21 protein-coding genes, 1 tRNA gene and 1 pseudogene are annotated in these 24012 nt (G+C 69.0%); 8 read left to right on the top strand and 15 right to left on the bottom strand.

The window, feature by feature from the left end; translation table 11 throughout:
• Positions 1-57: 57 nt before the first annotated feature.
• The gene (locus KOD61_RS07980) at positions 58-3009 is read left to right on the top strand and encodes a TonB-dependent receptor plug domain-containing protein (RefSeq protein ID WP_215218191.1); all 2952 of its coding nucleotides are present in this window, start codon (positions 58-60) and stop codon (positions 3007-3009) included.
• A gap of 62 nt (positions 3010-3071) precedes the next feature.
• Here KOD61_RS07980 and apbC read toward each other — a convergent pair whose 3' ends face one another.
• Complete coding sequence (gene apbC, locus KOD61_RS07985) at positions 3072-3923, bottom strand: iron-sulfur cluster carrier protein ApbC (RefSeq protein ID WP_251370706.1); 852 nt, start codon at positions 3921-3923, stop codon at positions 3072-3074.
• 435 nt (positions 3924-4358) lie between these two features.
• On the opposite strand from apbC, the gene KOD61_RS07990 reads away from it, so the two are divergent.
• From KOD61_RS07990 to rnfB, 3 genes are all read left to right on the top strand, one after another.
• On the top strand, positions 4359-4799 hold the full coding sequence (locus KOD61_RS07990; protein ID WP_215218192.1) for a DUF2147 domain-containing protein: 441 nt from the start codon (positions 4359-4361) through the stop codon (positions 4797-4799).
• A 137-nt stretch (positions 4800-4936) separates the two neighbouring features.
• A complete protein-coding gene (gene metG / locus KOD61_RS07995) occupies positions 4937-7051 on the top strand; it encodes a methionine--tRNA ligase (protein WP_215218193.1) in 2115 nt (704 codons plus the stop codon).
• Positions 7052-7078: 27 nt separating this feature from the next.
• Positions 7079-7483 (top strand): Rnf electron transport complex subunit RnfB, encoded by a 405-nt coding sequence (gene rnfB / locus KOD61_RS08000; RefSeq protein WP_215218194.1) that lies wholly within the window; start codon positions 7079-7081, stop codon positions 7481-7483.
• A 9-nt stretch (positions 7484-7492) separates the two neighbouring features.
• On the opposite strand, the gene KOD61_RS08005 is transcribed toward rnfB, so the two are convergent.
• The 6 genes and pseudogenes from KOD61_RS08005 to KOD61_RS08030 all read right to left on the bottom strand — a co-directional run.
• Entirely contained in the window at positions 7493-8485 is a 993-nt protein-coding gene (locus tag KOD61_RS08005) for a TraB/GumN family protein (RefSeq protein WP_215218195.1), read from the bottom strand.
• A 3-nt stretch (positions 8486-8488) separates the two neighbouring features.
• Positions 8489-9451, bottom strand: a complete 963-nt coding sequence (locus KOD61_RS08010; RefSeq protein WP_215218196.1) for a DUF1684 domain-containing protein — start codon at positions 9449-9451, stop codon at positions 8489-8491.
• Positions 9451-11259: a DNA mismatch repair endonuclease MutL gene (gene mutL, locus KOD61_RS08015; RefSeq protein WP_215218197.1), complete on the bottom strand. Its 1809-nt coding sequence runs from the start codon at positions 11257-11259 to the stop codon at positions 9451-9453. Before mutL ends, KOD61_RS08010 begins: the two co-directional genes overlap by 1 nt.
• Before the next feature lie 103 nt (positions 11260-11362).
• A complete protein-coding gene (locus tag KOD61_RS08020) occupies positions 11363-12907 on the bottom strand; it encodes an N-acetylmuramoyl-L-alanine amidase (protein WP_215218198.1) in 1545 nt (514 codons plus the stop codon).
• Positions 12908-12995: 88 nt separating this feature from the next.
• On the bottom strand, positions 12996-13487 hold the full coding sequence (tsaE, locus tag KOD61_RS08025) for a tRNA (adenosine(37)-N6)-threonylcarbamoyltransferase complex ATPase subunit type 1 TsaE (RefSeq protein WP_215218199.1): 492 nt from the start codon (positions 13485-13487) through the stop codon (positions 12996-12998).
• Positions 13484-14302 (bottom strand): annotated as a pseudogene (locus KOD61_RS08030) (NAD(P)H-hydrate dehydratase); the annotation flags it as partial. The gene tsaE and the pseudogene KOD61_RS08030, both read right to left, overlap by 4 nt.
• Positions 14303-14395: 93 nt before the next feature.
• On the opposite strand from KOD61_RS08030, the gene queG reads away from it, so the two are divergent.
• The gene (queG, locus tag KOD61_RS08035) at positions 14396-15466 is read left to right on the top strand and encodes a tRNA epoxyqueuosine(34) reductase QueG (RefSeq protein ID WP_215220339.1); all 1071 of its coding nucleotides are present in this window, start codon (positions 14396-14398) and stop codon (positions 15464-15466) included.
• 14 nt (positions 15467-15480) lie between these two features.
• Here queG and pgi read toward each other — a convergent pair whose 3' ends face one another.
• The 6 genes from pgi to pcnB all read right to left on the bottom strand — a co-directional run bounded on the left by pgi (position 15481) and on the right by pcnB (position 21074).
• The gene (gene pgi, locus KOD61_RS08040; RefSeq protein ID WP_215218201.1) at positions 15481-16989 is read right to left on the bottom strand and encodes a glucose-6-phosphate isomerase; all 1509 of its coding nucleotides are present in this window, start codon (positions 16987-16989) and stop codon (positions 15481-15483) included.
• A gap of 16 nt (positions 16990-17005) precedes the next feature.
• A complete protein-coding gene (gene panD / locus KOD61_RS08045) occupies positions 17006-17386 on the bottom strand; it encodes an aspartate 1-decarboxylase (RefSeq protein ID WP_215218202.1) in 381 nt (126 codons plus the stop codon).
• A gap of 108 nt (positions 17387-17494) precedes the next feature.
• Positions 17495-18343, bottom strand: a complete 849-nt coding sequence (panC, locus tag KOD61_RS08050) for a pantoate--beta-alanine ligase (protein WP_215218203.1) — start codon at positions 18341-18343, stop codon at positions 17495-17497.
• Positions 18344-18358: 15 nt separating this feature from the next.
• A complete protein-coding gene (panB, locus tag KOD61_RS08055) occupies positions 18359-19189 on the bottom strand; it encodes a 3-methyl-2-oxobutanoate hydroxymethyltransferase (RefSeq protein WP_215218204.1) in 831 nt (276 codons plus the stop codon).
• An 11-nt stretch (positions 19190-19200) separates the two neighbouring features.
• Positions 19201-19728, bottom strand: coding sequence for a 2-amino-4-hydroxy-6-hydroxymethyldihydropteridine diphosphokinase (folK, locus tag KOD61_RS08060; protein WP_215218205.1), 528 nt, complete (start codon positions 19726-19728; stop codon positions 19201-19203).
• Entirely contained in the window at positions 19725-21074 is a 1350-nt protein-coding gene (pcnB, locus tag KOD61_RS08065) for a polynucleotide adenylyltransferase PcnB (RefSeq protein ID WP_215218206.1), read from the bottom strand. Before pcnB ends, folK begins: the two co-directional genes overlap by 4 nt.
• 108 nt (positions 21075-21182) lie before the next feature.
• On the opposite strand from pcnB, the gene KOD61_RS08070 reads away from it, so the two are divergent.
• Both KOD61_RS08070 and fdxA read left to right on the top strand, forming a co-directional pair.
• A tRNA-Glu gene (locus tag KOD61_RS08070) sits at positions 21183-21258 on the top strand.
• Between the two features lie 110 nt (positions 21259-21368).
• Positions 21369-21692, top strand: a complete 324-nt coding sequence (fdxA, locus tag KOD61_RS08075) for a ferredoxin FdxA (protein WP_215218207.1) — start codon at positions 21369-21371, stop codon at positions 21690-21692.
• Between the two features lie 98 nt (positions 21693-21790).
• Here fdxA and KOD61_RS08080 read toward each other — a convergent pair whose 3' ends face one another.
• Positions 21791-22315, bottom strand: a complete 525-nt coding sequence (locus KOD61_RS08080; RefSeq protein ID WP_215218208.1) for a hypothetical protein — start codon at positions 22313-22315, stop codon at positions 21791-21793.
• A gap of 14 nt (positions 22316-22329) precedes the next feature.
• Positions 22330-23232: a 4-hydroxy-tetrahydrodipicolinate synthase gene (gene dapA / locus KOD61_RS08085; protein ID WP_215218209.1), complete on the bottom strand. Its 903-nt coding sequence runs from the start codon at positions 23230-23232 to the stop codon at positions 22330-22332.
• A gap of 103 nt (positions 23233-23335) precedes the next feature.
• Here dapA and KOD61_RS08090 point away from each other — a divergent pair, with 103 nt between their 5' ends.
• The gene (locus KOD61_RS08090) at positions 23336-24007 is read left to right on the top strand and encodes a glycine cleavage system protein R (protein ID WP_215220340.1); all 672 of its coding nucleotides are present in this window, start codon (positions 23336-23338) and stop codon (positions 24005-24007) included.
• Positions 24008-24012: the final 5 nt, after the last annotated feature.

A 24012-nucleotide genomic window follows, 5' to 3' on the forward strand; every position in this document is an offset into this window, starting at 1 on the left:
GTCGCAAACACCACGAGCAACAACGTCAATTTGTGGTTCCTTTCAAAGGGGAGAGATATGTCGCGTCATGCACCAAGCAATCAGCGTCTGAAGCGCGGGCCACTCGTCGCAGCCGTCCTGGCCTGCCTCTATACGACCACCGCCTTCGCCCAGGACGCGGCTGAAACCGCACCCGAGGCGCAGGAACAGGAGCAGGTCGCCACCCAGGCACCGGCGGATGACGCGGTCGAACTCGATCGCATCACCGTCACCGGCTCGCTGCTGCGCCGCTTCGAGTACGAGTCCACCTCGCCGATCCAGGTGATCACGGCCGACACCAACGTCGCGCTGGGCCTGGTCAACCCGGGCGAGTTCCTGCAGAAGTCGAGCGTCGCGGCAGGTTCGACCCAGATCAACAACCAGTTCGGCGGCTTCGTCGTCGAAGGCGGCACCGGCGTGCAGACCCTCTCGCTGCGTGGCCTGGGTGCAAACCGCACCCTGGTCCTGCTCGACGGCCAGCGCCCCGGCCCGGCCGGTACCCGCGGCCAGGTCGGTGCGTTCGACCTCAACGTGATCCCGTCGTCGATCCTGCAGCGCGTCGAGATCGTGAAGGACGGCGCCTCGTCGATCTACGGCTCCGACGCGGTGGCCGGCGTGGTCAACATGATCACCCGCAAGAGCGTGGATCGTCCGGAAATCACCTTCAGCACCCGCACCCCGTTCGACGGCGGCGGCGAGGTGTACACCGTCTCCGGCGCGACCGGCTGGGACTTCGACAACGGCAGCATCGTGCTGGCTGGTGAGTGGTACCTGCAGGAAGCCCTCAAGGTCGGCGACCGCGACTTCTTCAGCTGCCCGCAGGATCTCGCGTACGCCCACGAGGGCGGCCCGCGGATCGACCGCGAGGACCGCTCGGTCATCGGTGACACCGCGCTGGGCGGCTGCAACAACCTGTACGCGAACACTGTCATCGACGCTGGCTATGGCTACCGCTACATCCCGTCGCCCGATGGCTCCACGGTCGGCCTGATCCCCGGCTACCGTCCGCGCAACAACCCCAACTACGCCAACTCCGACCAGGCGTACTACGAGGACGTCCTCAACTTCGACTTCTACGGCAACCAGCACATCGTTGACCGCCAGGAGCGCAAGAGCGTCTACGCGGCGACCGATTTCGGCTTCGACGCCTTCAACTGGCAGACCCAGTGGCTGTACAACAACCGCACCACCGAGAACTTCGGCTACCGCCAGTTCTTCCCGCTGGTGGGCGGCGCGACGACCCCGCCGATCTACGGCACCGACGCGTACACCTACGCCAACTCGCCTGATTACGTGAGCCCGGTGCCGTCCGGCCTGGCGCAGCCGATCATGCCGTTCGTGTCGGCCACCAACGTGGACGTCGACTACTTCTACGGCCGCACGCGCTTCGACGGCCTGTTCCAGTCGACCGACACGTGGGCCTGGGAAGTCAACGCCAGCTACACCCGGTCTGAAGGTACCTACAGCAACCTGGGCATCGTGGCATCCCGCTCGGGCGACGTGCAGTTCGACGACACCGCCCCGGTGCTTGATTACTACTCGCCTGGCTTCCTGAGCGGCGAGCGGATGAACGAGCTGGTGGCGCAGGTCGGCGAGTGGCACACCGGCAGCACCGTGTACGACCAGTCCGTCGTCAACGGTATCGTGACCGGCGAGCTGTTCGACCTGCCGGCCGGCGCGGTGGCCGGTGCGTTCGGCGTCGAGTACCGCAACTACAGCATCGACGACCAGCCCAGCGACCTGTCGCGCAACGGCGACCTTTGGGGCTCCACCTCTGCCCAGGTCACCAAGGGCGACGACAACGTCCGCGAGGCGTTTGCCGAAATCGAACTTCCGCTGATCAGCGGCAAGCCCGGCTTCGAATCGCTGTCGCTCAACGGCTCGGCTCGCGTGTTCGAGTACGACTCGCTCGACGGCAGCGACAACGTCTGGAAGCTCGGTGCGAACTGGCAGATCAACTCGGCCGTCCGCCTGCGCGCCACCAAGGGCACCTCGTTCCGCGCCCCGGGCCTGTACGAGCTGTTCCTGGGCAACCAGACCGGCTTCGCCTCGCAGTTGTCCATCGACCCCTGCATCCAGTGGGGCGAGAGCAACAACGAGAACATCCGCACCAACTGCGCGGCTGAAGGCATTCCTGCGGACTTCAACGGTGCCGCGTCTTCGGCACTGGTCGTCTCCGGCGGCGGTGCAGGCGTGCTGAACCCGGAGTCCTCGACCGCGTTCACCGCCGGCATCGTGCTCACGCCGTCGTTCACCAACCTCAGCGTCGCGTTCGATTACTTCGACTACGAGGTGTTCGACCAGATCGGCCAGCTCAGCAGCGCGTCGATCCTGGGCGGCTGCTACGGCGCACCGGTGTTCCCGAACAACTTCTGCGAGCTGTTCGACCGCAACCCCGGCAGCCACCCGACCGATGCATTCAAGATCGAGACGGTCCGCAACCAGTACATCAACATCAACCGGCAGCAGGTCCGTGGTTACGACCTGATCATGAACTACGACAACGATTTCTCGTTCGGCGAGCTCGCCCTCGAGACCCAGTTGACGTACACCATGGAAGACGTCAGCCAGCTGTTCGACACCGCCGAGGAAAGCGGCTTCAGCTCGTCCAACTTCGCCGGCTACATCGGCCGTCCGAAGCTGGTGGGCAACCTGGACGCGCAGCTCAAGCGTGGCGACTGGTCCTACAACTGGCGGACCGAGTACATCGGTGCGACCAAGAACCGCGACCTGACCCCGAACTACACCTACCAGGGTCGTCCGGACTCGTGGCGTGACATCTGGGCCGAGCAGGCGTTCTACCACACGGCTTCCGTGCGCTACGAGCAGCCGAACTGGAGCGTGCTCGTCGGTATCCGCAACCTGCTGGACAAGGATCCGCCGCGCATCTCCTCGGGCGTGGATACCCGTTACGGCAACGTTCCGGCGTTCGCCACCCAGTACGACTGGTACGGCCGCACCGGCTTCGTGCAGGTGCAGTACAAGTTCTGATCGGGTAACGGCTACAAGGATGAAGGGCGGCGCTTGCGTCGCCCTTCTTCTTTTTGCGGCGGCTAGAGCAGCGACGCCGAGATCGACGGCGTCACCCGTGGCCGCATGGCCAGGTGCGCCGCCACCTGCCGCGCCGCGGTTCGATAGGCCTTCGCCGCCGGCGAACCCGGCTGCCCCACCACGACCGGTGTCCCGGCATCGCCGTGCTCCCGGATCGACAGTTCCAGCGGCAGGCTGCCCAGCAATGGCACGCCGTACTGCGCGGACATGCGTTGTCCGCCACCCTCGCCGAATACGTGCTCGGCATGCCCGCAATTGCTGCAGACATGCACCGCCATGTTCTCCAGCAACCCGAGCACCGGCACCTCGACCTTCTCGAACATCTTCAGCGCCTTCCGGGCATCCAGCGTGGCGACGTCCTGCGGGGTGGTGACGATGATCGCGCCCGCCACCGGGATCTTCTGGGCCAGCGTCAGCTGGATGTCGCCGGTACCCGGCGGCAGGTCGACCACCAGGTAGTCCAGCTCGCCCCAGCGGGTATCGTTGAGCAACTGGGTCAGCGCACCGGTGGCCATCGGCCCGCGCCAGATCATCGGCGTGTCCTGGTCGACCAACAGGCCGATCGACATCGCCTCCACGCCGTGGGCGCGCATGGGTTCGATCGACTTGCCGTCCGGGCTGTCGGGACGCCCGTTGAGGCCGAGCATCATGGGCACGCTGGGGCCGTAGACGTCCGCGTCGAGCACGCCGACGCGCGCGCCGTCGGCGGCGAGCGCCAGCGCGAGGTTGACGGCCGTGGTCGACTTGCCGACCCCGCCCTTGCCCGACCCGACCGCGATGATGTTGCGCACCCGCGGCAACGGCGAGAGCCTGGGCTGGACCGCGTGGGCAGTGATCCGCTGGGTCAGCTCCAGCCGCGACAGCGACAATCCCTCCGCGGACACCAATGCCGCCACCGCGTCCCGCAGGTCGCCCTCCAAGCCAGCCACCGGCACTCCCAGCTCGATGGACACCGCAGCGGCGCCGTCGGCCCGGGCGACGCGTACGCGTCCTGCCACGTCGCGCACGGCGATGGCGGTGCCGGGGATCGGGAGTGATTCGATTCGGGTCTGCAGCGGGTCGGTCACGTGGGGCCTCCTTGGGTTGGCGTCATTGTCGCAGGACACCCGTGGCGCCGGCCTGACCTGGGTCAGGAGGTGCCGGGGCCGGCAGGCAGGGTCCGCTTCATGACGCTGAACCGGCCCGGGCCGCGGGCGGGTGCGCCACCGTACGGATGCGGTATAAAGAGCGCGATCGGCCCGCCCATCAACGGCACGCCGAACGCCCACGAATCCTCTGGAGGGATCCCAATGCGCAAACTGTCCACCCTGCTCGCGTTGCCGCTGCTGGCGCTGTCGTTCTCCGTGTTCGCGCAGGAGTCCCCTGTCGGCACCTGGACCACCATCGACGACAAGACCAACCAGCCCAAGTCGACCGTGGAAATCTACGAGACCCGCAACGGCAGCCTTGCCGGCCGCGTGGTCGAGGTCCTGCAATCCGAGCAGGGCGAGAACCCGGTCTGCAAGAAGTGCACCGGCGAACGCAAGGACCAGCCGATCGAAGGCATGGTCATCCTGTGGGGCGTCAGCCAGGACGGCGACAGCTGGGAAGGCGGCAAGATCCTCGACCCCGCCAGCGGCAAGGTCTACTCGGTGAAGATGCGCCCGGTCGAAGGCGGCGCCAAGCTCGAAGTCCGCGGTTTCATGGGCTTCTCCCTGCTGGGCAAGACCCAGACCTGGGTGCGCAAGTAACCGCGCGTCCCGCTCTCGCGTGACCCCGGACGGCCCGCCCCTGGCGGGCCGTTCCTGTTTGGCTCGTCTTCCATTGGCCGCTGGATGGCCCGTGGACGCATGCGATAATCGACGGCTTCCTCCGCCGCCCCCACGCCATGTCCCGCGAGCTCGTCGTCACCTGCGCCCTGCCCTACGCCAACGGCCCGCTGCACCTGGGCCACCTGGTCGGCTACATCCAGGGCGACATCTTCGCCCGCGCGCAGCGGCTGTCGGGCCACGCGGCGTACTTCGTCTGCGCCGACGACACCCATGGCACCCCGATCATGCTCGCCGCCGAGAAGGCCGGGATGACGCCGGAGGCGTACATCGCGGTCATCCAGGCGAGCCACGAGCGGGACTTCGCCGACTTCGGCGTCGCCTTCGACCACTACGACTCGACCAACTCGCCGCGCAACCGGGCACTGACGGAAGCGATCTACGCGAAGCTCGACAACAACGGCCATATCAAGCGCCGCTCGGTCGCCCAGCTCTATGACCCGGCGAAGGGCATGTTCCTGCCCGACCGCTTCGTCAAGGGGACCTGCCCCAACTGCGGTACGCCGGACCAGTACGGCGACAACTGCGAGCACTGCGGCGCGACGTATGCGCCGACCGAGCTCAAGCAGCCGCGCTCGGTCATAAGCGGCGCGACGCCGGAGCTGCGCGAGTCCGAACATTTCTTCTTCGAAGTCGGCGATTTCGACGCTTTCCTGCGCGAGTGGCTGGCCGGCGACGTCGCCGCGCCCGGCGTGAAAGCCAAGCTGCGCGAATGGCTCGACGCCGAGGGCGGCCTGCGCGCCTGGGACATCTCGCGCGACGCGCCCTACTTCGGTTTCGAGATCCCCGGCCACCCTGGCAAATACCTGTACGTGTGGATCGACGCCCCGATCGGCTACCTGTCCAGCTTCCAGGCGCTGTGCGAACGCGAGGGACTGGATTTCTTCAGCTACCTCACCCGCGACAGCCAGACCGAGCTGCACCACTTCATCGGCAAGGACATCGTCAACTTCCATGGCCTGTTCTGGCCGGCGGTACTGCACGGCGCGGGTTTCCGTGCGCCGACACGCCTGCACGTCAACGGCTACCTGACCGTCGACGGCGCCAAGATGTCGAAGTCGCGCGGCACCTTCGTGATGGCGCGCAGCTACCTTGACGCCGGCCTGGACCCGGAGGCGTTGCGCTACTACTTCGCCACCAAGACCACCGGAGGGGTCGACGACCTCGACCTCAACCTCGGCGACTTCATCGCGCGGGTGAACTCGGACCTGGTCGGGAAGTTCGTCAACCTGGCCAGCCGCTGCGCCGGCTTCATCAGCAAGCGTTTCGACGGCCAGCTCGCGGCCGCATTGCCGGACCCGGCGATGTACGCGCGCTTCGTCGAGCAGCTGCGCCCGATCGCCGAGGCCTATGCCCGCAACGAGGCTGCCACCGCCCTGCGGCTGACGATGGCGCTGGCCGACGAGGCCAACCGCTACATCGACGAACACAAGCCGTGGGTGATCGCCAAGCAGGAGGGCGCCGACGCGGAGCTGCAGGCGGTCTGCACCCAGGGGCTGAATCTGTTCCGCGTGCTCAACACGGCGCTCAAGCCGGTGCTGCCGCGCGTGACCGCACAGGCCGAAGCCTTCCTCGCCGCGCCGGTCGACGACTGGAGCGCCATCGCCGCGCCGCTGACCGCGCACCGCATCGCCGCCTACACCCCGTTGTTCACCCGCATCGACCCGAAACTCATCGAAGCCATGACCGAAGCCAGCAAGGAATCCATGAAGCCGCAGCACGCAGAGCAGCGTCCGGACAACGCCTCGCAGGGCGTTGCGCAATCCGCGTCCAGCCGCCCGGCGCCGACCGGGGGTGCCGCGCAGACCCCGGTTGCCGCCCAGAGCGAGGGCGACGCGGCCCCGACGATCGGCATTGACGATTTCGCGAAGCTCGACCTGCGCATCGGCAAGGTGCTCGAGTGCGAGTTCGTCGAGGGCTCGGACAAGTTGCTGCGCTTCCAGCTCGACGCCGGCGAACTCGGCCAGCGGCAGATCTTCTCCGGCATCCGTGCCTCGTATCCGGAACCGGAAAAGCTGGTGGGGCGCAACGTCGTGTTCATCGCCAACCTGGCGCCGCGCAAGATGCGCTTCGGCCTGAGCGAGGGGATGATCCTGTCGGCCGGCTTCGACGCCGGTGTACTGGCCCTGCTCGACGCCGACCCGGCCGCGCAGGCCGGCATGCCGGTCCGCTGAGCGCGGCGGGCCTCAAGGACCGACGTCATGCAGGCCCTTGTCGAACGCCTGGACCGCCTGCTCCCGCAGACCCAGTGCGGCCAGTGCGGCTACGCCGGGTGCCGGCCCTACGCCGAAGCCATGGCCGCCGGCGAGGCCGGGACCGACCGTTGCCCGCCCGGTGGCGATCACGGCGCCCACGCGCTGGCCCGACTGCTGGGCCACCTTCCTCGCCCTTACGACCGCAGCCGCGGCGAGTACAAGCCGACGCGGGTCGCGCTGGTGGTCGAGGACGACTGCATCGGCTGCACCAAGTGCATCCAGGTCTGCCCGGTCGACGCCATCATCGGCGGCGCCAAGCACATGCATACCGTGGTCGAACCGCTATGCACGGGGTGCGAGCTGTGCGTGCCCGCCTGCCCGGTCGACTGCATCGTGATGACGGCGGCCTAGCACCCGGCGTTACAACGCGTCGGTCTCCACCTCGCTGCCCACTTCGCACGCCGAGCAGACGCGCTCCACCTGGTAGCCGGCAGCCTGCAGCTTCTCGACCACGCCGTCGTCGCCGAGCAGGTGCAACGCACCCACCACGACCATCACGTCCTCGTCGTCGCCATCGAGCATGGCCCGCAGGGCGGGAATCCAGCGGTCGTTGCGCTCCACGTTGAGCAGCCGGTAGGTCTCGGGGGTCTTCTCGCGCATGTCGACCCGCGTGAGGCCATCGAGCTCCTCCACGTCGCCGTCGCGCCAGGCCTGGTGCAACTCGGCGAGCAGCCCCGGCATCTCCTGGGGTCGGTCGAGGAACTCGCGCAGGCCGACCGTCTGTTCCTGCAGCGGGGTGGCGTCGAGCGCGTCGAGCTGGTCCTTCAGCGTCTCCAGCCCGCCGGTCGGCTTGCCCGCGGCCTTGGCCCGCTCGATCAGGTAGCGGTCCAGTCCCTGATCGGGGCGGAACTCCAGCGACTGGGCGAGTCCGAGCAGCAGCGACAGGTTCACGAACCACGGCTCGTAACCGTCAACCTGGGCTATCGCCGATCCCTGCCGCGCCAGCAGCCGGCGCAGCTTCTCGTACAGCTTGGGCGACAGCACGTCCGGGAGCGTGCGGCCGTCGTCATAGCCCGCCGCCGCGAGGAACATCTCGCCGGTATCCGGCGCGTCCAGTTGCTCCGGCGCGACCTCGAACACCACCCGCGACGCCGCGGCAAACGCCTGGTCGATATCGGCCGACACCGGGTAGTCGTCCTGCTTGAGCAAGTGGAACGAACCAAGCAAGTAGATGGCATTGTCCCCGTCGGAGACTCTCCACATCAGCGGAACCGGCGGGACATGGGCCGGCGTCGATAGCGCAGCCGATTCCGCCTCCGACGTTGGCGTCTGGTCCGCCGCGCGCCCGGTCGCCGCCGACGCGGAATGGGATACCAGCAGCAGGACCACCAGTGCGAGCTTGAACAGCGACATCGGCTACTCCTTGCGCCCGTAGGCCTTTTCGCCCGCGGTAACGGCCAGGTCCAGGCGGTTCTCCAGCGGCGGCAGCGGACAGGTGGCGAACATGGTGAAAGCACATGGCGGGTTGTAGGCGCGGTTGAAATCCACCACCAGGCGTCCCTGGGCGTCGGGCCTGGGCACGTACAGGAACCGACCCGCACCGTAGCTGCCATGCCCGTTGGTTCGGTCGCCGAACACGAGGAACAGTTCGTCACCGCCCTCGTCCAGCGCTTCGATCCGGTAGGTAGCGCCGTCGCGCTCGAACTCGACCGCACCGGGATTGGGCATCGGATCGGTGCTGCCGATGATGTTGGCGACCTCGATGGTCTGGCCCGCCGGATGCGGGACGAAGGTGGCCTCGATGCGCCAGTCGCGTTCGGCCGGCCAGTAATCCAGGCCGCTGAAGCCGATGCGCGTGGGTGCGTCGGCGTGGCGCACGCGCAAGGCGTGGCGGCCGGCGCGGCGGATCACGGTCGCCTGCCCCTTGCCCTCGTCGAATCCGAGGACGCTGGGTCCGCCGGCGTCCTCGTCAGTACGCAGCGTGGTCGCACCGGTCAGCGGCTCGCCGTCGACGGTCAGTGCCAAGCCGTCCTCGGGCACGAAGCGGATGCCGTCGGCGCGCAGGTCGACCATCCCCAGGTGCTCGGGTCCCATGCCCAGCTGGATGCCGTTGTCGGCATCGCTGCCCACGTAGTGAGGCCCCCGCTCGATCCAGTGCAGCCCGATCAGGCTGGCCCAGCCATCGGGCGCCAACAACGCGTCTCGGCGCTGGTCGCGCCAGGCCTGGAGTTCGGTGTTGAACGCGATCGCGTCGGCGGACATGGGGGCCTCGTCTGTGTCGGATGAAGGGTCGTCGCCGCAGGCTGCGAGCACGGTGCAGGCCAGCGCGCCGGCCAGCAGCAAGGTCAGGCGCGTGCGCGCCCCGTGGATTGGCGTCATCAGCGGCCTCGCAGGAACCAGCGGTCGATTTCGGGAAGGGTGAAGCGCGCCCAGGTCGGGCGGCCGTGGTTGCACTGGCCGGAGCGCTCGGTCGCTTCCATCTCGCGCAACAGGGCGTTCATCTCGGGAAGGGTCAACCGGCGATTGGCGCGGACGGCACCGTGGCAGGCCATGGTCGACAGAAGCTCGTCGCGGGCGCTGGCAATGCGGCGCGACTCGCCGTATTCGCGCAGGTCGGCCAGGACGTCGCGCAAGAGTGCTTCGACATCTCCGTGGGCGAGCAGCGCCGGAACGCTGCGCAGCGTCAGCGACTGCGGGCCGGCGCGGGTCACTTCGAACCCGAGCGACTCGAGCGTGGCCGCCTCGCGCTCGGCGACGTCGGCCTCGCGTTCGGATACCGCGAGCGTCGCCGGCACCAGCAGCGGCTGGCTGCGCAGGCCCTCGCCGTCGTGCGCGGCCTTGAGCTTCTCGTAGCCGATCCGCTCGTGCGCGGCGTGCATGTCGACCACCACCAGCCCTTCTGCGCTCTCGGCGAGGATGTAGATGCCATGCAACTGCGCGAGCGCGTAGCCCAGCGGAGGCAGGGTCGGCTCCGTGCCCGCCGGCAGCGTACGACGCTCGGCCAGCGCCGCGTCGCCTGCATATCCGCCGCCTGCAAATTCGGGGAGCGCAGAGCCGTACAGCGACGCATAGCCGGCGCGGGCCTCGGCCACCTGGAGCCCGAGGGGTGCCTGCGGTGCGTCCCAGCGGTAATGGTCGCCGGTCGGCTGCGCGGGGTTCGCCTCGCCGTGCGATGCCTGCGGAACCGTGCCGGCGCGCGTCTCGGCCAGGGCCGCCTGCAGCGTCCGGTACACGAAGTCGTGGATCAGCCGCGAGTCGCGGAAGCGTACCTCGTGCTTGGCCGGGTGCACGTTGACGTCGACCCGGCGCGGATCCAGTTCGAGGAACAGCACGTAGGCCGGCTGCCGGCCGTGGAACAGTACGTCCGCATACGCCTGCCTGACCGCGTGGGCGATGCTGCGGTCGCGGATCGACCGGCCATTGCAATACAGGTACTGCTGATCGGCGCTAGCCCGGTTGTAGGCGGGCTGTGCGATCCAGCCGTGCAGGCGCAGTCCGGCGCCTTCGCGGTCGACATGCAACGCGTTGCGGACGAACTCCTCACCCAGCGCCTCGTGCAGGCGAAGGTCGGAGAGCAGGTCGCCCTCGCCTTTCCAGCGTCGTGACGGCTTGCCGTTGTGGGATACCCGGAGCTCCACGTCCGGCCGTGCCAGCGCCAGCTGTCGCAGCCATTCCTCGATGTGGCCCAGCTCGGTGCGCTCGGCGCGGAGGAACTTGCGCCGCGCCGGCACGTTGAAGAACAGGTCGCGCACCTCGACCGTGGTGCCGTGCGGATGCGCCTTGGGCACCACCGCACCGACGCGTCCGCCTTCGACCTCGAGCGCGGCGCCATGGTCGGCCTCGCGCTGGCGCGATGAAAGCGAGAAGCGGCTGACCGACGCGATCGAGGGCAACGCCTCGCCGCGGAAGCCGAGCGTCGCCACGCCCTCGAGGTCGTCGAGCGAGGCGATCTTGCTGGTCGCGTGGCGGGAGATCGCGAGCGGCAACTCGTCGGCCGGGAGGCCGTCGCCATCGTCGCGGATGCGGATCAGCCGGACGCCGCCCTCCTCCAGGTCGATGTCGACCCGGCGTGCGCCGGCATCGAGTGCGTTCTCGACCAGCTCCTTGACCACCGACGCCGGGCGTTCCACGACTTCGCCAGCGGCGATCTGGTTGATCAGGGTGTCGGGAAGCGGTCGGATCGGCACGGAGGACGGGGCAACGAAGCGCGCGCGCGGTCCACCATCATAGCGAAGTCAGGCCTCGCGCCGGAGGCGTGTCAGCGGCCGGACCAACGGGTATTCCGGACGCTTACGGACTGCCGCCGGCGGCGCCGCCCATGCCCTGCTGCGCGGCCGCGCGCGCGGCGTACATCGTGCCCGGTGGCGGTTGCCGGGTGAAGAATGCATTGACCCCGTCGAGCACCGCGCTGGCGACCTTGCGCTGGAACCCGGGATCCTTGAGCCGACGCTCTTCTTCGGGGTTGGAGATGAAGGCGGTCTCGACCAGCATCGCCGGCATGTCGGAGGTGCGCAGCACGGCGAAGTTGGCGCGCTCGATGTGGGTCTTGTGGATGTTGCCGACCCGCATCAGCCCGTCGAGGATCTCACCGGCAGCTTCCTCGGAGGCCTTCATGTGGCCGCTCTGGGTCAGGTCGAGCAGCACCGATGCCAGGGTGTTGCTGGTCTGTTCCAGCCGTACGCCGCCGACCAGGTCGGACGCGTTTTCCTTGTTGGCCAGCCAGCGCGCACGCTGCGAGGACGCGCCCTTGAGCGACAGGACGTAGACCGACGATCCGTCGGCACTGCGGTTCTCCGCGGCGTCAGCATGGATCGAGATGAACATGTCGGCCTTGGCCTGGCGCGCCAGCACCGCGCGCCGGTTCAACGGGATGAACACATCGGTATCGCGGGTGAGGTAGGCCCGCAAGCCCGGCGTGGCGTTGATCTGGCGTGCGAGTTCCTTGCTGATCGCAAGCACGACGTCCTTCTCGCGCGTGCCGCCCTGGCCGAGCGCACCCGGGTCCTGGCCACCGTGGCCGGGATCGATGGCGATGACCAGCGGACGCATGCCACGCCCTTGCATGACGCCCTGCAGCGTCTTGATCGGTGCATCGGCCGCGGGCGGCGACACCGGGGTGGCCGGCTTGCCGGTGGCCACCCGCGTGGGAACGCCGGTGGCAACAGTGGTCGGCACCCTGGCGGCGTGCGCAGCGATGACGGCGGCGATCGGGTCACTTGCAGGCGCAGCAGCCGGGCCTGCCGGTGTCGGCGCCCGCGACGACGCGGCGGCTTCACTGCGGGTGAGCTCGGAGATCAGGCGCGAGGTCGCGGCCGCCGAAGCGGCGGACTGGTCGACGGTGGGCGTGCTGGCGACCGGCACGGACACCGCCGCCGACGAAGCGGCATCGACGGTCGGAAGGGCAGCCGCCTTGGTGGCTACTGCAGGCGCGCCGTCGCCCGGCCACTCCACAACCAGCCGCGACCCGTTGGCGCCGGGCTCGATCCGCGGCTTGAGCGCGGTGATCGGCTGGGCGAGGTCGAACACGATGCGTGCGGTACCCGGCACGGGCTGGCCGGTACGGACCGATTTCACCACGCCTGCGCCGGTCGGCATCGACAGGCCCTTGGCCAGCGACGACCCCGGGAGGTCGATGACCAGCCGGTCGGGAGCGGACAGACGGATGATGCTGAACTCGGCGGGATGGTCGAGCGCGATCTCGGCACGGGTCCCGGTGGCACCCGCAGCGAGGTGTAGGTCGCTGATTTCGCTGGAATGCGCGAGGTTCCAGGCCAACGCTGACAGCAGCGCAAGCCCGAGCAGGAATTTCTGGAACGTGGCGCCCTTCACTCGCATGGCCGGTAGTCAAGCACCGGATCCACAGGATTGCAAGCACTTTTTCCCTTATTAATCCGGCACCTGCCGTACCTTCTTGCAGGCGCGTTCAGGAGTCGGCCGCAAATGCCGCCCCGAGCCCTGCGTTCCCCCGGGCCAATTGCTCCAGCCACCCGGTCCCGACCGGGCTCGCCGGGGAAAGCACCACGCGGCGACCGCCCCCCTCGACCGCCATTTCAACGACCAGGTCCGCCGGCGGCAGGCTGCCTGCCCCGCGCTCGGGCCACTCGATGAGCCAGAGTGCGGCCTCGTCGGGGTCCAACCCGAGGAACTCGAGTTCGCCGGGGTCGCCGATGCGGTACAGGTCCAGGTGCCACGCCTCCCGACCGTCGGCCAGTGGGTATCGCTCTACCAATGTGTAAGTGGGACTGCGGATGGGTCCGCGCACGCCGAGCGCCCGCAGCAACGCGCGCGCAAGGGTGGACTTGCCCGCCCCGAGGTCGCCCTTGAGGTGGACGACGGCAAGCGGCGGCCGCGAACGGGCGAGCATCTCGCCGAGCCGGTCGGTGTGCGCGCTGTCGGCGAGCCAGAAGGACTTCATGCGGTCGCCTGCGGATTGGCCAAGCGCCGTAACCAGGGCATGAGGTCGGCGGGCAGCAACCCGCGCTCACCACCCTCGCCCGCCGCGGCGTCCCCCGCGCAGGCGTGGAGCAACGCGCCACACGCCGCCGCGTCGGCCGCCTCGAGCCCCTGCGCGCACAACCCGGCGATGGTGCCAGCAAGCACGTCGCCCATTCCGCCGACCGCCATTCCGGGGTTGCCCGCGCTGATTCGTCTCGCACCGCGCCCGGTTGCACCGACCAGCGTGCCGGCGCCCTTGAGCACGACCACGGCCGCGTAGCGCGCGCACAGTCCCTGCAGTGCGCCGGCGCGATCGCGCTGGACCTCGCTGGCTTCAATGCCCAGCAGCCGAGCGGCTTCGCCGGGATGCGGCGTCAGTATGCTGTCCGCCGGCAACGCCCGGGGTCGGCGTGCAAGCAGGTTCAGCGCATCCGCGTCCAGCACGAGCCGTGTGTCGGGCCGGGCGTCGTCCAGCACCTGGGCGAACATCGCCGCGCCCCAGTCGCCCTGCCCCAGCCCGGGGCCGCACAGGATCACATCAGCGGACGCAAGCAGCGCGGCAGGCACACGGCCGTCGTCGACCGCCTGGGCCATGACTTCGGGCCGTCGCGCCAGCAGCGCGGGCACGTGCAACACGTGGGTAGCGACGTCGACCAGCCCGGCTCCGCACCTCAGCGCCGCCTCGGCCGCCAGCATGATCGCGCCGCCGTGACCGCTGTCGCCGCCGATGCAGAGCACGCGGCCGTGGTCGCCCTTGTGGCTGTCGCGCGCGCGCGGCCGCAGCCAGCGCGCGAGGTCGTCTTCGCGCAGGTCTTCCAGCTCGTGCGGGGCGCCAGTCATGGCCGCGATTCTATACTTGCCCCCGCCGTGACCATTCCCCTTCCGACCTTGCCCGACAACTCCACCGGCGCCGACCCCGCGCAGCTGGCGCAGCGGATCCGGGATCTCGCGCGCGAGGCCGGGTTCCAGCGATGTGGCATCAGCGACATCGTGCTCGACGAGGACGAAGGGCACCTGCGCGACTGGCTCGCGCAGGGGTTGTACGGCTCGATGGACTGGATGGCGCGGCACGGCGACAAGCGCTCGCGCCCCGCCGAGCTCATCCCCGGCACGCTACGGGTGATCTCGGTCGGGCTGGACTACGGCCGCCGCGACGATCAGGAGGCCTGGGAGACGCTGGCCGACGGCGAGCGTGCCTACGTCGCGCGCTACGCGCTCGGCCGTGATTACCACAAGCTGATGCGCCAGCGCCTGCAACGCCTGGCCGAGCGCATCGCCGAGGTGGTGGGTCCATTCGGCCACCGCGTGTTCGTCGACTCCGCACCCGTGCTCGAGCGTGCACTGGCGCGCAACGCAGGACTGGGCTGGATCGGCAAGCACACGTGCCTGATCGACCGCAACGGCGGGTCGTGGTTCTTCCTCGGCGAGATCTACGTCGACCTGCCGCTGCCGGTCGACACGCCCGCCACCCCGCACTGCGGCACATGCACGCGTTGCATCGACGTCTGCCCGACCGGCGCGATCACCGCGCCCTACCGGCTGGATGCACGGCGATGCATCTCGTACCTGACGATCGAGCACGAGGGCGCGATACCGCTCGAGCTGCGCGAGCCGATCGGCAACCGGATCTTCGGCTGTGACGACTGCCAGCTCGTGTGCCCGTGGAACAAGTTCGCCAAGCGCTCCGACGAGCCCGATTTCCGCGCCCGCAACAACCTCGACGAAGCCAGCCTGGCCGAGTTGTTCGCCTGGACGGAGGAGGAGTTCCTGCAACGGACCGAGGGGTCGGCCCTCCGGCGCAGCGGCCACCAGCGCTGGCTGCGCAACATCGCCGTCGCCCTGGGCAACGCGCCGACCACGCCGGAAGTGGTTGCGGCGCTGGAGTCGCGTCGGGATTGCGACGACGGACTGGTGCGCGAACACGTCGAATGGGCGCTCGCGCGGCACCGCCCCGCGTAGAGCAACGCGCCTGCTCAGCGGCGCAACTGTGCGACCAGCTCGCGCGTGACCGGGTCGTCCGCCTCGCCCTCGCCGCGCAGGGCGGGCATCAACCGGTCGGCCACCTGCTTGCCCAGCTCGACACCGAACTGGTCGAACGGATTGATACCCCACAGCACGCCCTGCAGGTACACGCTGTGCTCGTACATCGCGACCAGAGCGCCGAGTGACCGGGCATCCAGACGATCGAGCAGCATCACCGTGCCCGGGCGGTTGCCCGGGTAGGCCCGGTGGGGGTCACTGCTGTCCTGGCCGTTCGCAAGCGCCTCGGACTGGGCCAGGAAGTTGGCCAGCAGGGCGGTGGCATTGTCCGGGTGCGCCGCATCGCGGTGGACCACGCCGATCATGTCCATCGACACCGGCTGGGTGCCCTGGTGCAGGGCCTGGAAGAAGCTGTGCTGGGTATCGGTCCCCACCCCGCCCCACCACACCGGCACGGTCGACAGGTCGATCGCCGACCCGTCGACGCGGACCGACTTGCCGAGGCTTTCCATGACCAGCTGCTGCAGGTAGTTGGGCAGCAGCCGCAGGCGCTCGGCATAGGGCAGCACGGCATGGGTGGAAAGCCCGAGCGCATTGCGGTTCCACACCGCGGTCAGCGCATGCCACGCGGCCAGGTTTTCTCGCGGCGGTGCCTGGAGCACGTGCGCGTCCATCTCCGCCGCGCCCTCCAGCAACGCCTCGAACGCATCCATCCCGATCGCCAGTGCGATCGGAAAGCCCACTGCGGACCACATCGAATAACGTCCGCCGACCCAGTCCCACATCGGCAGGATCCGGTCGGGGCCGATCGCGAACGCCGCTTCGGCGCGCGCAGGGTTTGCCGTGATGGCGTACAGGCGGCTGTCGTCGCCCAGCCACTCGCGCAGGATCCGCCCGTTGAGGAGGGTTTCCTGGGTACCGAAGCTCTTGGACACCAGCAGGACCGCGGTGCGCGACGGATCGAGCGCCTGCGTCACCGACCGTGCGGCTGCCGGGTCAACGTTGGAAAGAAAGTGGACGCGCACCGGGGCCCCGGGCGTGGCAAGTGCGTCGACCACCAGCCGCGGGCCAAGGTCCGAACCGCCGATGCCGACGCTGACCACGTCGGTGACGCCGCCGGCCTGGATCCGGTCGACCAGCTGCCGCATCCGCAGTCGGGCGTCGGCCGCGAGAGCGGACGCGTCGGCGGCCCGCTGGCCGCTGGACAGCTTGCCGCGCAACGCGGTGTGCAGCGCCGGCCGGTCTTCGGTGCGGTTGACGATTTCGCCGTCGAACAACGCCCGCAACCGGCCCGGCAGGTCGGCCTGGTCGGCGAGTGCGAACAGCGCCGCCAATGCCGCGGCGTCGTAGCGCTGACGGGCGAAGTTGGCGTATAGCGGACCGACCCGCAACGCCAGCGCCGATGCGCGGGCCGGGTCGGAGGCGCACAGCGCATCGATGGGGGTGGCAGACAGGCGCGCGGCGTGCGCGCGCAGCTGCTGGATCGGGGCGGAGGCCGTCATCCTGACGCCTCCCCGATCAGGCCGCCTGGGCCGGTATCGAGTGGTTGGTGTGGGTCAACTTGTTGTCGCCGTCGACATACACCAGGGTCGGCTTGTACCTGGCCGCCTCGACCTCGTCGAACTCCGCGTAGGCGCAGATGATGACCAGGTCGCCCGGCTGCGCGCAGTGGGCCGCGGCGCCGTTGACGGAGATGATGCCGCTGCCTTCCTCGCCACGGATGGCGTAGGTGACGAAGCGGTGGCCGCTGTTGATGTTGTAGATGTGCACCTGCTCGTATTCGCGGATGCCCGAAATGTCGAGCAGGCGCCCGTCGATGGCGCACGAGCCTTCGTAATGCAGCTCGGCGTGGGTGACGGTGGCGCGGTGGATCTTGGCCTTCAGCAGGTTCAGTTGCATGTCCGGAACTCCGTCCGCGGGCGGCGGGCGATCAGGGAGCAAGTTTACCAGCGCATGGCGCGACGCAACAAAACGCGAGTGGAATGCCGGATGCAGCGATTTCGGCGTTCAGGCGTCGAATTCGAGGTTGTCGATCAGCCGCGTCGTACCCAGCCGGGCCGCCACAAGCGCCACCCGTGCTCCACCCACGCCATCGTCGGGCTCGAGCAGGTCCGGCGTGCGGACCGCCACGTAATCCACCTGGAACCCGGAGGCCTGCAGCCGGCGGCGGGCCTCTTCCTCGACCTCCCCGCGCGACCGCCCGGACTGGATCGCCGCGCGCACGCCCTGCAGCACCTGATGGATGCCCGCCGCTACGGGACGCTCCTGCGCCGACAGGAACTGATTGCGCGAACTCATCGCCAGTCCATCGGCCTCGCGGAGGGTCGGCGCGGCCAGCACCGCCACCGGGAACGCGAGGTCGCGCACCATCCGGCGGATGACCGCAAGCTGCTGATAATCCTTGCGGCCGAACACGGCGACGTCGGGCTGCACCTGGTGGAACAAACGCGACACCACCGTCGCCACCCCGTCGAAATGTCCGGGCCGGTGCGCCCCTTCCAGTACCGCGGTCACCACCGGCACCCGCACTTCCACCGCCGCTGCGGCACCGTACGGGTACATCGTGTCGACCGACGGCAGCCACATCAGGTCGGCCCCCGCGGCCGCGAGCCCGTCGCGGTCGGCGTCGGGCGTGCGCGGATACCGGGCGAAATCCTCATTCGGCCCGAACTGGGTCGGATTGACGAAAACGCTGGCCACGACCCGGTCCGCGTGCTCGCGCGCAAGCCGCACCAGTGAGTGGTGGCCGGCATGGAGGTTGCCCATCGTGGGCACGAAGCCAACGCGCAGACCCTCGCGCTTCCAGCCGGCGACCTGCTCGCGCAGCACCGCCAGGTCGGTCACCGACTCCAACATGGATCGCTCCGGTCTTCAGGCATACGAATGTGCGTCGTCCGGGAACCGGCCGTCGCGGACCGCGTCGGCGTAGGCGCGCATCGCCCCTTCCACTGAACCGCCTTCGGCCAGGAAATCCTTGACGAACTTCGGCCGGCGATGGCCGCTGGAAAGCCCGAGCATGTCGTGCAGCACCAGCACCTGCCCGTCGCAGTGCGGTCCGGCGCCAATGCCGATGGTCGGGATCTCGAGCGCGGCCGTGATCGACTCGGCGACCGCGGTCGGCACGCACTCGAGCACCAGCAGTTCCGCGCCCGCTTCGGCAACCGCGGCGGCATCCTCACGGAGGCGACGGGCGGCCGCATCGTCGCGGCCCTGCACCTTGTAGCCGCCCAGGCGCAACACCGACTGCGGGGTCAGGCCGAGGTGTGCGCAGACCGGGATCTCGCGCTCCACCAGGTGACGGATCACCTCCAGCTTGTGGCCGGCGCCCTCGATCTTGACCATCCCCGCCCCGGCGCGCAGGAACCGCGTCGCCGCGTCCAGCGCGAGCGCGCACGACCCATCCGACTGGAACGGCATGTCCGCCACGGGCAGTGCCTGCGACAGCCCGCGGGCCACGCACGCGGTGTGGTACTCGATGTGGTCCATGGTCACCGGCAACGTGCTGTCGTGGCCCTGGACCACCATGCCGAGCGAGTCGCCGATCAGCAGCAGGTCGATGCCGGCCGCGTCGGCAGCCCGCGCGAAGCCGGCGTCATAACCGGTCAGCATCACCAGCTTGCGCCCGTCGCGCTTGGCGTCGCGCAGCTTCGGCACGGTCCATGGCGCGGCGCGCCGCTCGGGTCGTTCAGTCGAGCTGTACATGGGGTGGCTCGTCAGCGCGCCGCGGAAGGCGGCGGAGCGACATACGTTAGCGCCTCGATGTCCCCGGCCGCCATCGCGGCGAGGGCATCGCGCACCGGCCCGCGCCCGGGAATGGCGGCATCCGGCGCGATCTCGGCCAGTGGCACCAGCGCGAATGCACGTTCATGCAGGTGCGGATGCGGCACGTCCAGGCCCGGGTCGTCGATCGTTGCATCACCGTAGAGCAGCAGGTCGAGATCGAGGGTCCGCGGCCCCCAGCGATCGGCAGCGGCACCACGTTCACGCCCCGCGTGGCGCTCGATCCCGAGCATCCCGGTCAGCAGTGCGTGCGGTGCGAGCGCGGTGTGCAGCTCGGCCACCGCGTTGATGAAATCTGGCTGGTCGGTGATGCCCCAGGCCGGCGTGCGGTAGAACCCCGAACACGCGGCCACCGACGTCCCCGGCAAGCCGCCGAGCGCCCGGATCGCGCCGACCAGCAGGCCGATGCTGTCTCCGAGGTTGCTGCCGAGGCCGACGTACGCGACCACGGGCGAGCTCATTCGCCGGACGCCACCAGCGTGCGGCGGCGACGGCGACGCTTGCGGGGGCGGTCACCGCCCTCCCCGCCGTCGTCGTCATCGGACTCGGCATCGCGCGCCCGACTCTGCATCGCCTCGATGTGGTCGGGGTGCTGCTGCGCCTCGCGCCAGAACTCGACGTCCTCGGCGTGCTCGTTCGACGCCACCAGCCGCAGGCCGAGGAAGTCGAAGGCCGCGCGGAAACGCGGATGCGACAGCATGCGCATGACACGCTTGCGCTGGCGCAGCGAGAACCGCGACTGCAGCAACCAGATCTCCTGCATCGGCACCGAGAACCGGCGCGGCAGCGCGATCATGCCCAGCTGGTGCACCGTGACCCGGTCGGCGGCACGGCGCTGGGCCTCCACCGCATGCACGCCCTGCGACTGCAGCGCCATCAGGGCACGGCAGTACGCTGGCCACAGCAGCAGCGCGAACAGGAACGCGGGCGAAACCGGTTCATCGTTGGCCACACGCCGGTCGGTCCCCGCCAGGCCTTCCAGCAGCATCCTGCGCAAGGCACCGCTGCGATTGGACTTGAGCGCCTGCGCGGTTTCCGGCAGCAGTGCCGGCAGCAGGCCGTGGCGCTCCAGCCCGAGGAAGCTCTGGACCGCGTGCCCGGACAGGAACAGCTTCAGGCATTCCTCGAACAGCCGCGCCGGCGCGGATTCGGCCAGCAGCGGCGCGAGCACCGGGATGGGGGCCGCCGTCGCCGCCTCGATCTCGAAGCCGAGCTTGGCCGACAGCCTGACCGCGCGCAGCATCCGCACCGGGTCCTCGCGGTAGCGGGTTTCCGGATCGCCGATCAGGCGCATCAGGCGGTTCTGCACGTCCTCGAAGCCGCCGGTGTAGTCACGGACGGAAAAATCCTCGATCGCGTAGTACAGCGCGTTGGCGGTGAAGTCGCGGCGGACGGCGTCGTCCTCGATCGTCCCGTAGACGTTGTCGCGCAGCAGGCGCCCGCCTTCGTGGGTCTCGCGGTCACCACTGCCGTCATCGACGTTGGCGCGGAAGGTCGCGACCTCGATGATCTCGCGGCCGAACACCACGTGGGCCAGGCGGAACCGGCGGCCGATCAGGCGGCAGTTGCGGAACAGTGCCCGGACTTCCTCGGGGGTCGCGTCGGTGGCGACGTCGAAATCCTTGGGGTGGCCGCCGACCAGCAGGTCCCGGACCGCACCGCCGACCAGGTAGCCGCCGAATCCGGCGTCGCGCAGGCGGTAGAGCACGCGCAGCGCGTTCGGGCTGATGTCCTTGCGCGAGACGTTGTGCTGGTCACGCGGAATGATCCGCAGCGTGGGATTGGGCAATGGGTTCTGGTCAGGCATCGAGCGGGCGTCGCCGCGTTGGAATTTTTTCAAGGATACCCGTTGCCGGGCGAAACATAGCCCTCTATACTAGCAGGCCGCGCAACGTTGAGAGTCCGGCGCGGATTTGCTCCCTTCGTCTAGAGGCCTAGGACGTGGCCCTCTCAAGGCTAAAACACGAGTTCGAATCTCGTAGGGAGCGCCAAACACCGGAAGCCCGCACAGCGATGTGCGGGCTTTCTTCTTTTGGTGGCCATGGAGCGAATGGCTACAATCCCCTTCCGATCCACGCCGATCCCCCGGAATCCCCCGACCATGCCCTTCGTCGTCACCGAGAACTGCATCAAGTGCAAGTACACCGACTGTGTCGAGGTGTGCCCGGTCGACTGTTTCCACGAGGGTCCCAACTTCCTGGTGATCGATCCGGACGAGTGCATCGACTGCACCCTCTGCGAGCCGGAGTGCCCGATCAACGCGATCTACCCCGAGGATGACGTGCCGGCGGGCCAGGAAGTGTTCGTGCAGATCAACGCCGACCTTGCCAAGGACTGGCCGGTGATCACCGCCCGCAAGGACGGCCTGCCCGACGCCAAGGAGTGGGAAGGCAAGCCCGGCAAGCTCGAATTGCTGGAGCGCTGAGCCGCCCACGCCGGCCTGCCGCAAGGGACGCATCAAAGAGAACGGGCGCCGAGGCGCCCGTTCTGTCGTTCGGAGTTGGAGGCTGCGGCCGTCGTGGCTCAGTTGCCTGCCAGTGCCGCCTGCAACCGGGCAAGCAGTTGTCCCGGCACCGCGCCGGTCGCCGGCGTGCCGCGCGGATCCACCACCGACACCTGGGCACCGGATTCGGCTTCACTGACGCGGACCAGCAGGTTGCTGCCCTGGTAGTTGACGTCGAACACGCCAAGCAGCTGGGCACGGCTGGCGACGGTCAGGCCTTCGATCGAGGCCAGCGCGGCATCGACCTGCGCGAACACTTCCTCGCGCGTGCCGTTCGCCGTGAAGCCGGCAGCAGCGCCGGCTACGGGTGCGGCATTGCCCGCCGCGGCGACGGTGCCGGACGCGGTGACCGGGCCGGCCGGCGCGGTCGTTGCCCCGGTATTGGGCAGGTCCAGGTCCGGCGGGACTTCCAGCGGGCGGTTTTCCGGGGCGGCGGCGTAAAGGTCGTCACTGCGGCTGAACCAGCTGCAGCCCGAGGTGGCGACCAGGGTGGCAAGCAGCAGGCTGCCCACGAGAAGGCGCGGTTGGTTCGAGTTCGATTGCATGGGGGACTCTCCGGTCAGTCCGCGACGGCGTCGCAGGCGGTTTCTAGTTCGCGCACGGCCAAGGCGATGCGCGTTGCGGTATCGCGATGGGTGGCCGACAGCGGCTGGAGCGGCAGGCGCAGGCCGTGGCCGATCCCCTGCAACTGCAGCAACGCCTTGACCGGGATCGGGTTCGGCTCGACCCCGAGGAAATCGTTGATCTCGAGCATGCGGTCGTTCCAGCCCTCGGCGGCGTCGCGCTTCCGGGTACGCGCAAGCTCGCACAGGCGACGGAACGAACGCGGCAACACGTTGGACGCCACCGACACCACGCCATCGGCGCCCGACAGCATCGCCCGGCAGGCGGTCGGATCGTCGCCGCTCAGCACCACGAAGGCCTCGTCGCGCAAACCGAGGAGTTCTTCCATCCGGGCGACGTCGTTGCGCGCCTCCTTGATGCCGATGATGCGCGGGTGACCGGCCAGCTCGGCCACGGTGTCGGGGAGCATGTCGCACCCGGTGCGTCCGGGCACGTTGTAGAGGATCACCGGCAGCGCGCCGTCGTCGGCGACCGCACGGTAATGCGCCACCAGGCCCGCCTGGGTGGGGCGCACGTAGGGTGGCGTGACCACGAGCGCGGCGTCGGCACCCAGCGCGGCGGCGCGGCGCCCCTGCTCGATCGTCTTGCCGGTGTTGGACAGCCCGGTGCCGGCGATCACCGGCACGCGGCCTGCGACATACTCGACGGCCGAACGCAGCAGGGTGTCGAACTCGGCGTCGAACAGCGCGGCCGCCTCACCGGTGGACCCGGCCACCACCACCGCCTGGGTGCCGCCATCGATCTGCGCGTCGAGCAGCCGGCGCCAAGCGTCGAGGTCGAGCTCGCCGTCGGCATCGAAGGGGGTCGCCAGGGCGGTGATGCTTCCTGAAATTCGCAAGTCGGTGCCTTTGGACGCGGGGTGCGCGAGCAATTCGGGGGGATGCGGCAAGCGACACCGCGGAGGCTCCGATGTTACTTGCGGCCTGAAAGCACCGGCAAGTATGCTGGCCGCAGCTCAAGGACCGCTCACGGGCTGTTCGCGACCCGCGGTCCAGTCTTCCGGAAGCCCCGTCCCACGGGCTTCCAGCCAGTCCCTCCTTGCAGGCGCCGCCTTGACCGATTCCAGCACCCGGCCGTCGCCGAACGAAAACCACCTCCTGATCAACGCCTATACGACGCATCCGGAATCGCCCCTGTTGTCGGTGTCGCGGCGTATTGCCGACAGCGGCTGCAACCTGGTCGACGCACGGCTTTCCACGGTTGGACGGGATGTTTCGGTGACCGCGCTGGCGGTGGGTTCGTGGGACGCGATCGCCAAGCTCGAGGCGATGCTGACGCGGCTGGAGCGCGAGGAAGGCCTGAAGCTGATCTGGTACCGCACCGGCGCCAAGCAGGTGCAGTCCAACCTGCTGCCCTACATCGTCGAGGTGGTGGCGGCCGACAAGCCCGGCATCCTGTTCCAGCTGGCCGACTTCTTCGACCGCGAGGGGATCACGATCGAGAGCCTGCACTGCTCACGCTACCGCGCCATGCAGACCGGCGCGGACATGTTCTCCGCCCAGGTCACCATCGGCGTACCGGCGAGCATGCACATCGCCGCGCTGCGCGACGATTTCCTCGAGTTCTGCGATCACCTCAACCTCGACGCCATCATGGATCCGATGAAGTTCTGAGGAGT

This window comes from Lysobacter luteus, from assembly GCF_907164845.1.
GTDB lineage: Bacteria > Pseudomonadota > Gammaproteobacteria > Xanthomonadales > Xanthomonadaceae > Novilysobacter > Novilysobacter luteus.

Bases quoted from the DNA above. Each gene is read 5' to 3' on its own strand.
- KOD61_RS07980 (WP_215218191.1), top strand. From the start codon at position 58: ATGTCGCGTCATGCACCAAGCAATCAGCGTCTGAAGCGCGGGCCACTC.
- KOD61_RS07990 (WP_215218192.1), top strand. From the start codon at position 4,359: ATGCGCAAACTGTCCACCCTGCTCGCGTTGCCGCTGCTGGCGCTGTCG.
- metG (WP_215218193.1), top strand. From the start codon at position 4,937: ATGTCCCGCGAGCTCGTCGTCACCTGCGCCCTGCCCTACGCCAACGGC.
- rnfB (WP_215218194.1), top strand. From the start codon at position 7,079: ATGCAGGCCCTTGTCGAACGCCTGGACCGCCTGCTCCCGCAGACCCAG.
- KOD61_RS08005 (WP_215218195.1), bottom strand. From the start codon at position 8,485: ATGTCGCTGTTCAAGCTCGCACTGGTGGTCCTGCTGCTGGTATCCCAT.
- KOD61_RS08010 (WP_215218196.1), bottom strand. From the start codon at position 9,451: ATGACGCCAATCCACGGGGCGCGCACGCGCCTGACCTTGCTGCTGGCC.
- KOD61_RS08020 (WP_215218198.1), bottom strand. From the start codon at position 12,907: ATGCGAGTGAAGGGCGCCACGTTCCAGAAATTCCTGCTCGGGCTTGCG.
- tsaE (WP_215218199.1), bottom strand. From the start codon at position 13,487: ATGAAGTCCTTCTGGCTCGCCGACAGCGCGCACACCGACCGGCTCGGC.
- pgi (WP_215218201.1), bottom strand. From the start codon at position 16,989: ATGACGGCCTCCGCCCCGATCCAGCAGCTGCGCGCGCACGCCGCGCGC.
- panD (WP_215218202.1), bottom strand. From the start codon at position 17,386: ATGCAACTGAACCTGCTGAAGGCCAAGATCCACCGCGCCACCGTCACC.
- panC (WP_215218203.1), bottom strand. From the start codon at position 18,343: ATGTTGGAGTCGGTGACCGACCTGGCGGTGCTGCGCGAGCAGGTCGCC.
- panB (WP_215218204.1), bottom strand. From the start codon at position 19,189: ATGTACAGCTCGACTGAACGACCCGAGCGGCGCGCCGCGCCATGGACC.
- folK (WP_215218205.1), bottom strand. From the start codon at position 19,728: ATGAGCTCGCCCGTGGTCGCGTACGTCGGCCTCGGCAGCAACCTCGGA.
- pcnB (WP_215218206.1), bottom strand. From the start codon at position 21,074: ATGCCTGACCAGAACCCATTGCCCAATCCCACGCTGCGGATCATTCCG.
- fdxA (WP_215218207.1), top strand. From the start codon at position 21,369: ATGCCCTTCGTCGTCACCGAGAACTGCATCAAGTGCAAGTACACCGAC.
- KOD61_RS08080 (WP_215218208.1), bottom strand. From the start codon at position 22,315: ATGCAATCGAACTCGAACCAACCGCGCCTTCTCGTGGGCAGCCTGCTG.
- KOD61_RS08090 (WP_215220340.1), top strand. From the start codon at position 23,336: ATGCTGGCCGCAGCTCAAGGACCGCTCACGGGCTGTTCGCGACCCGCG.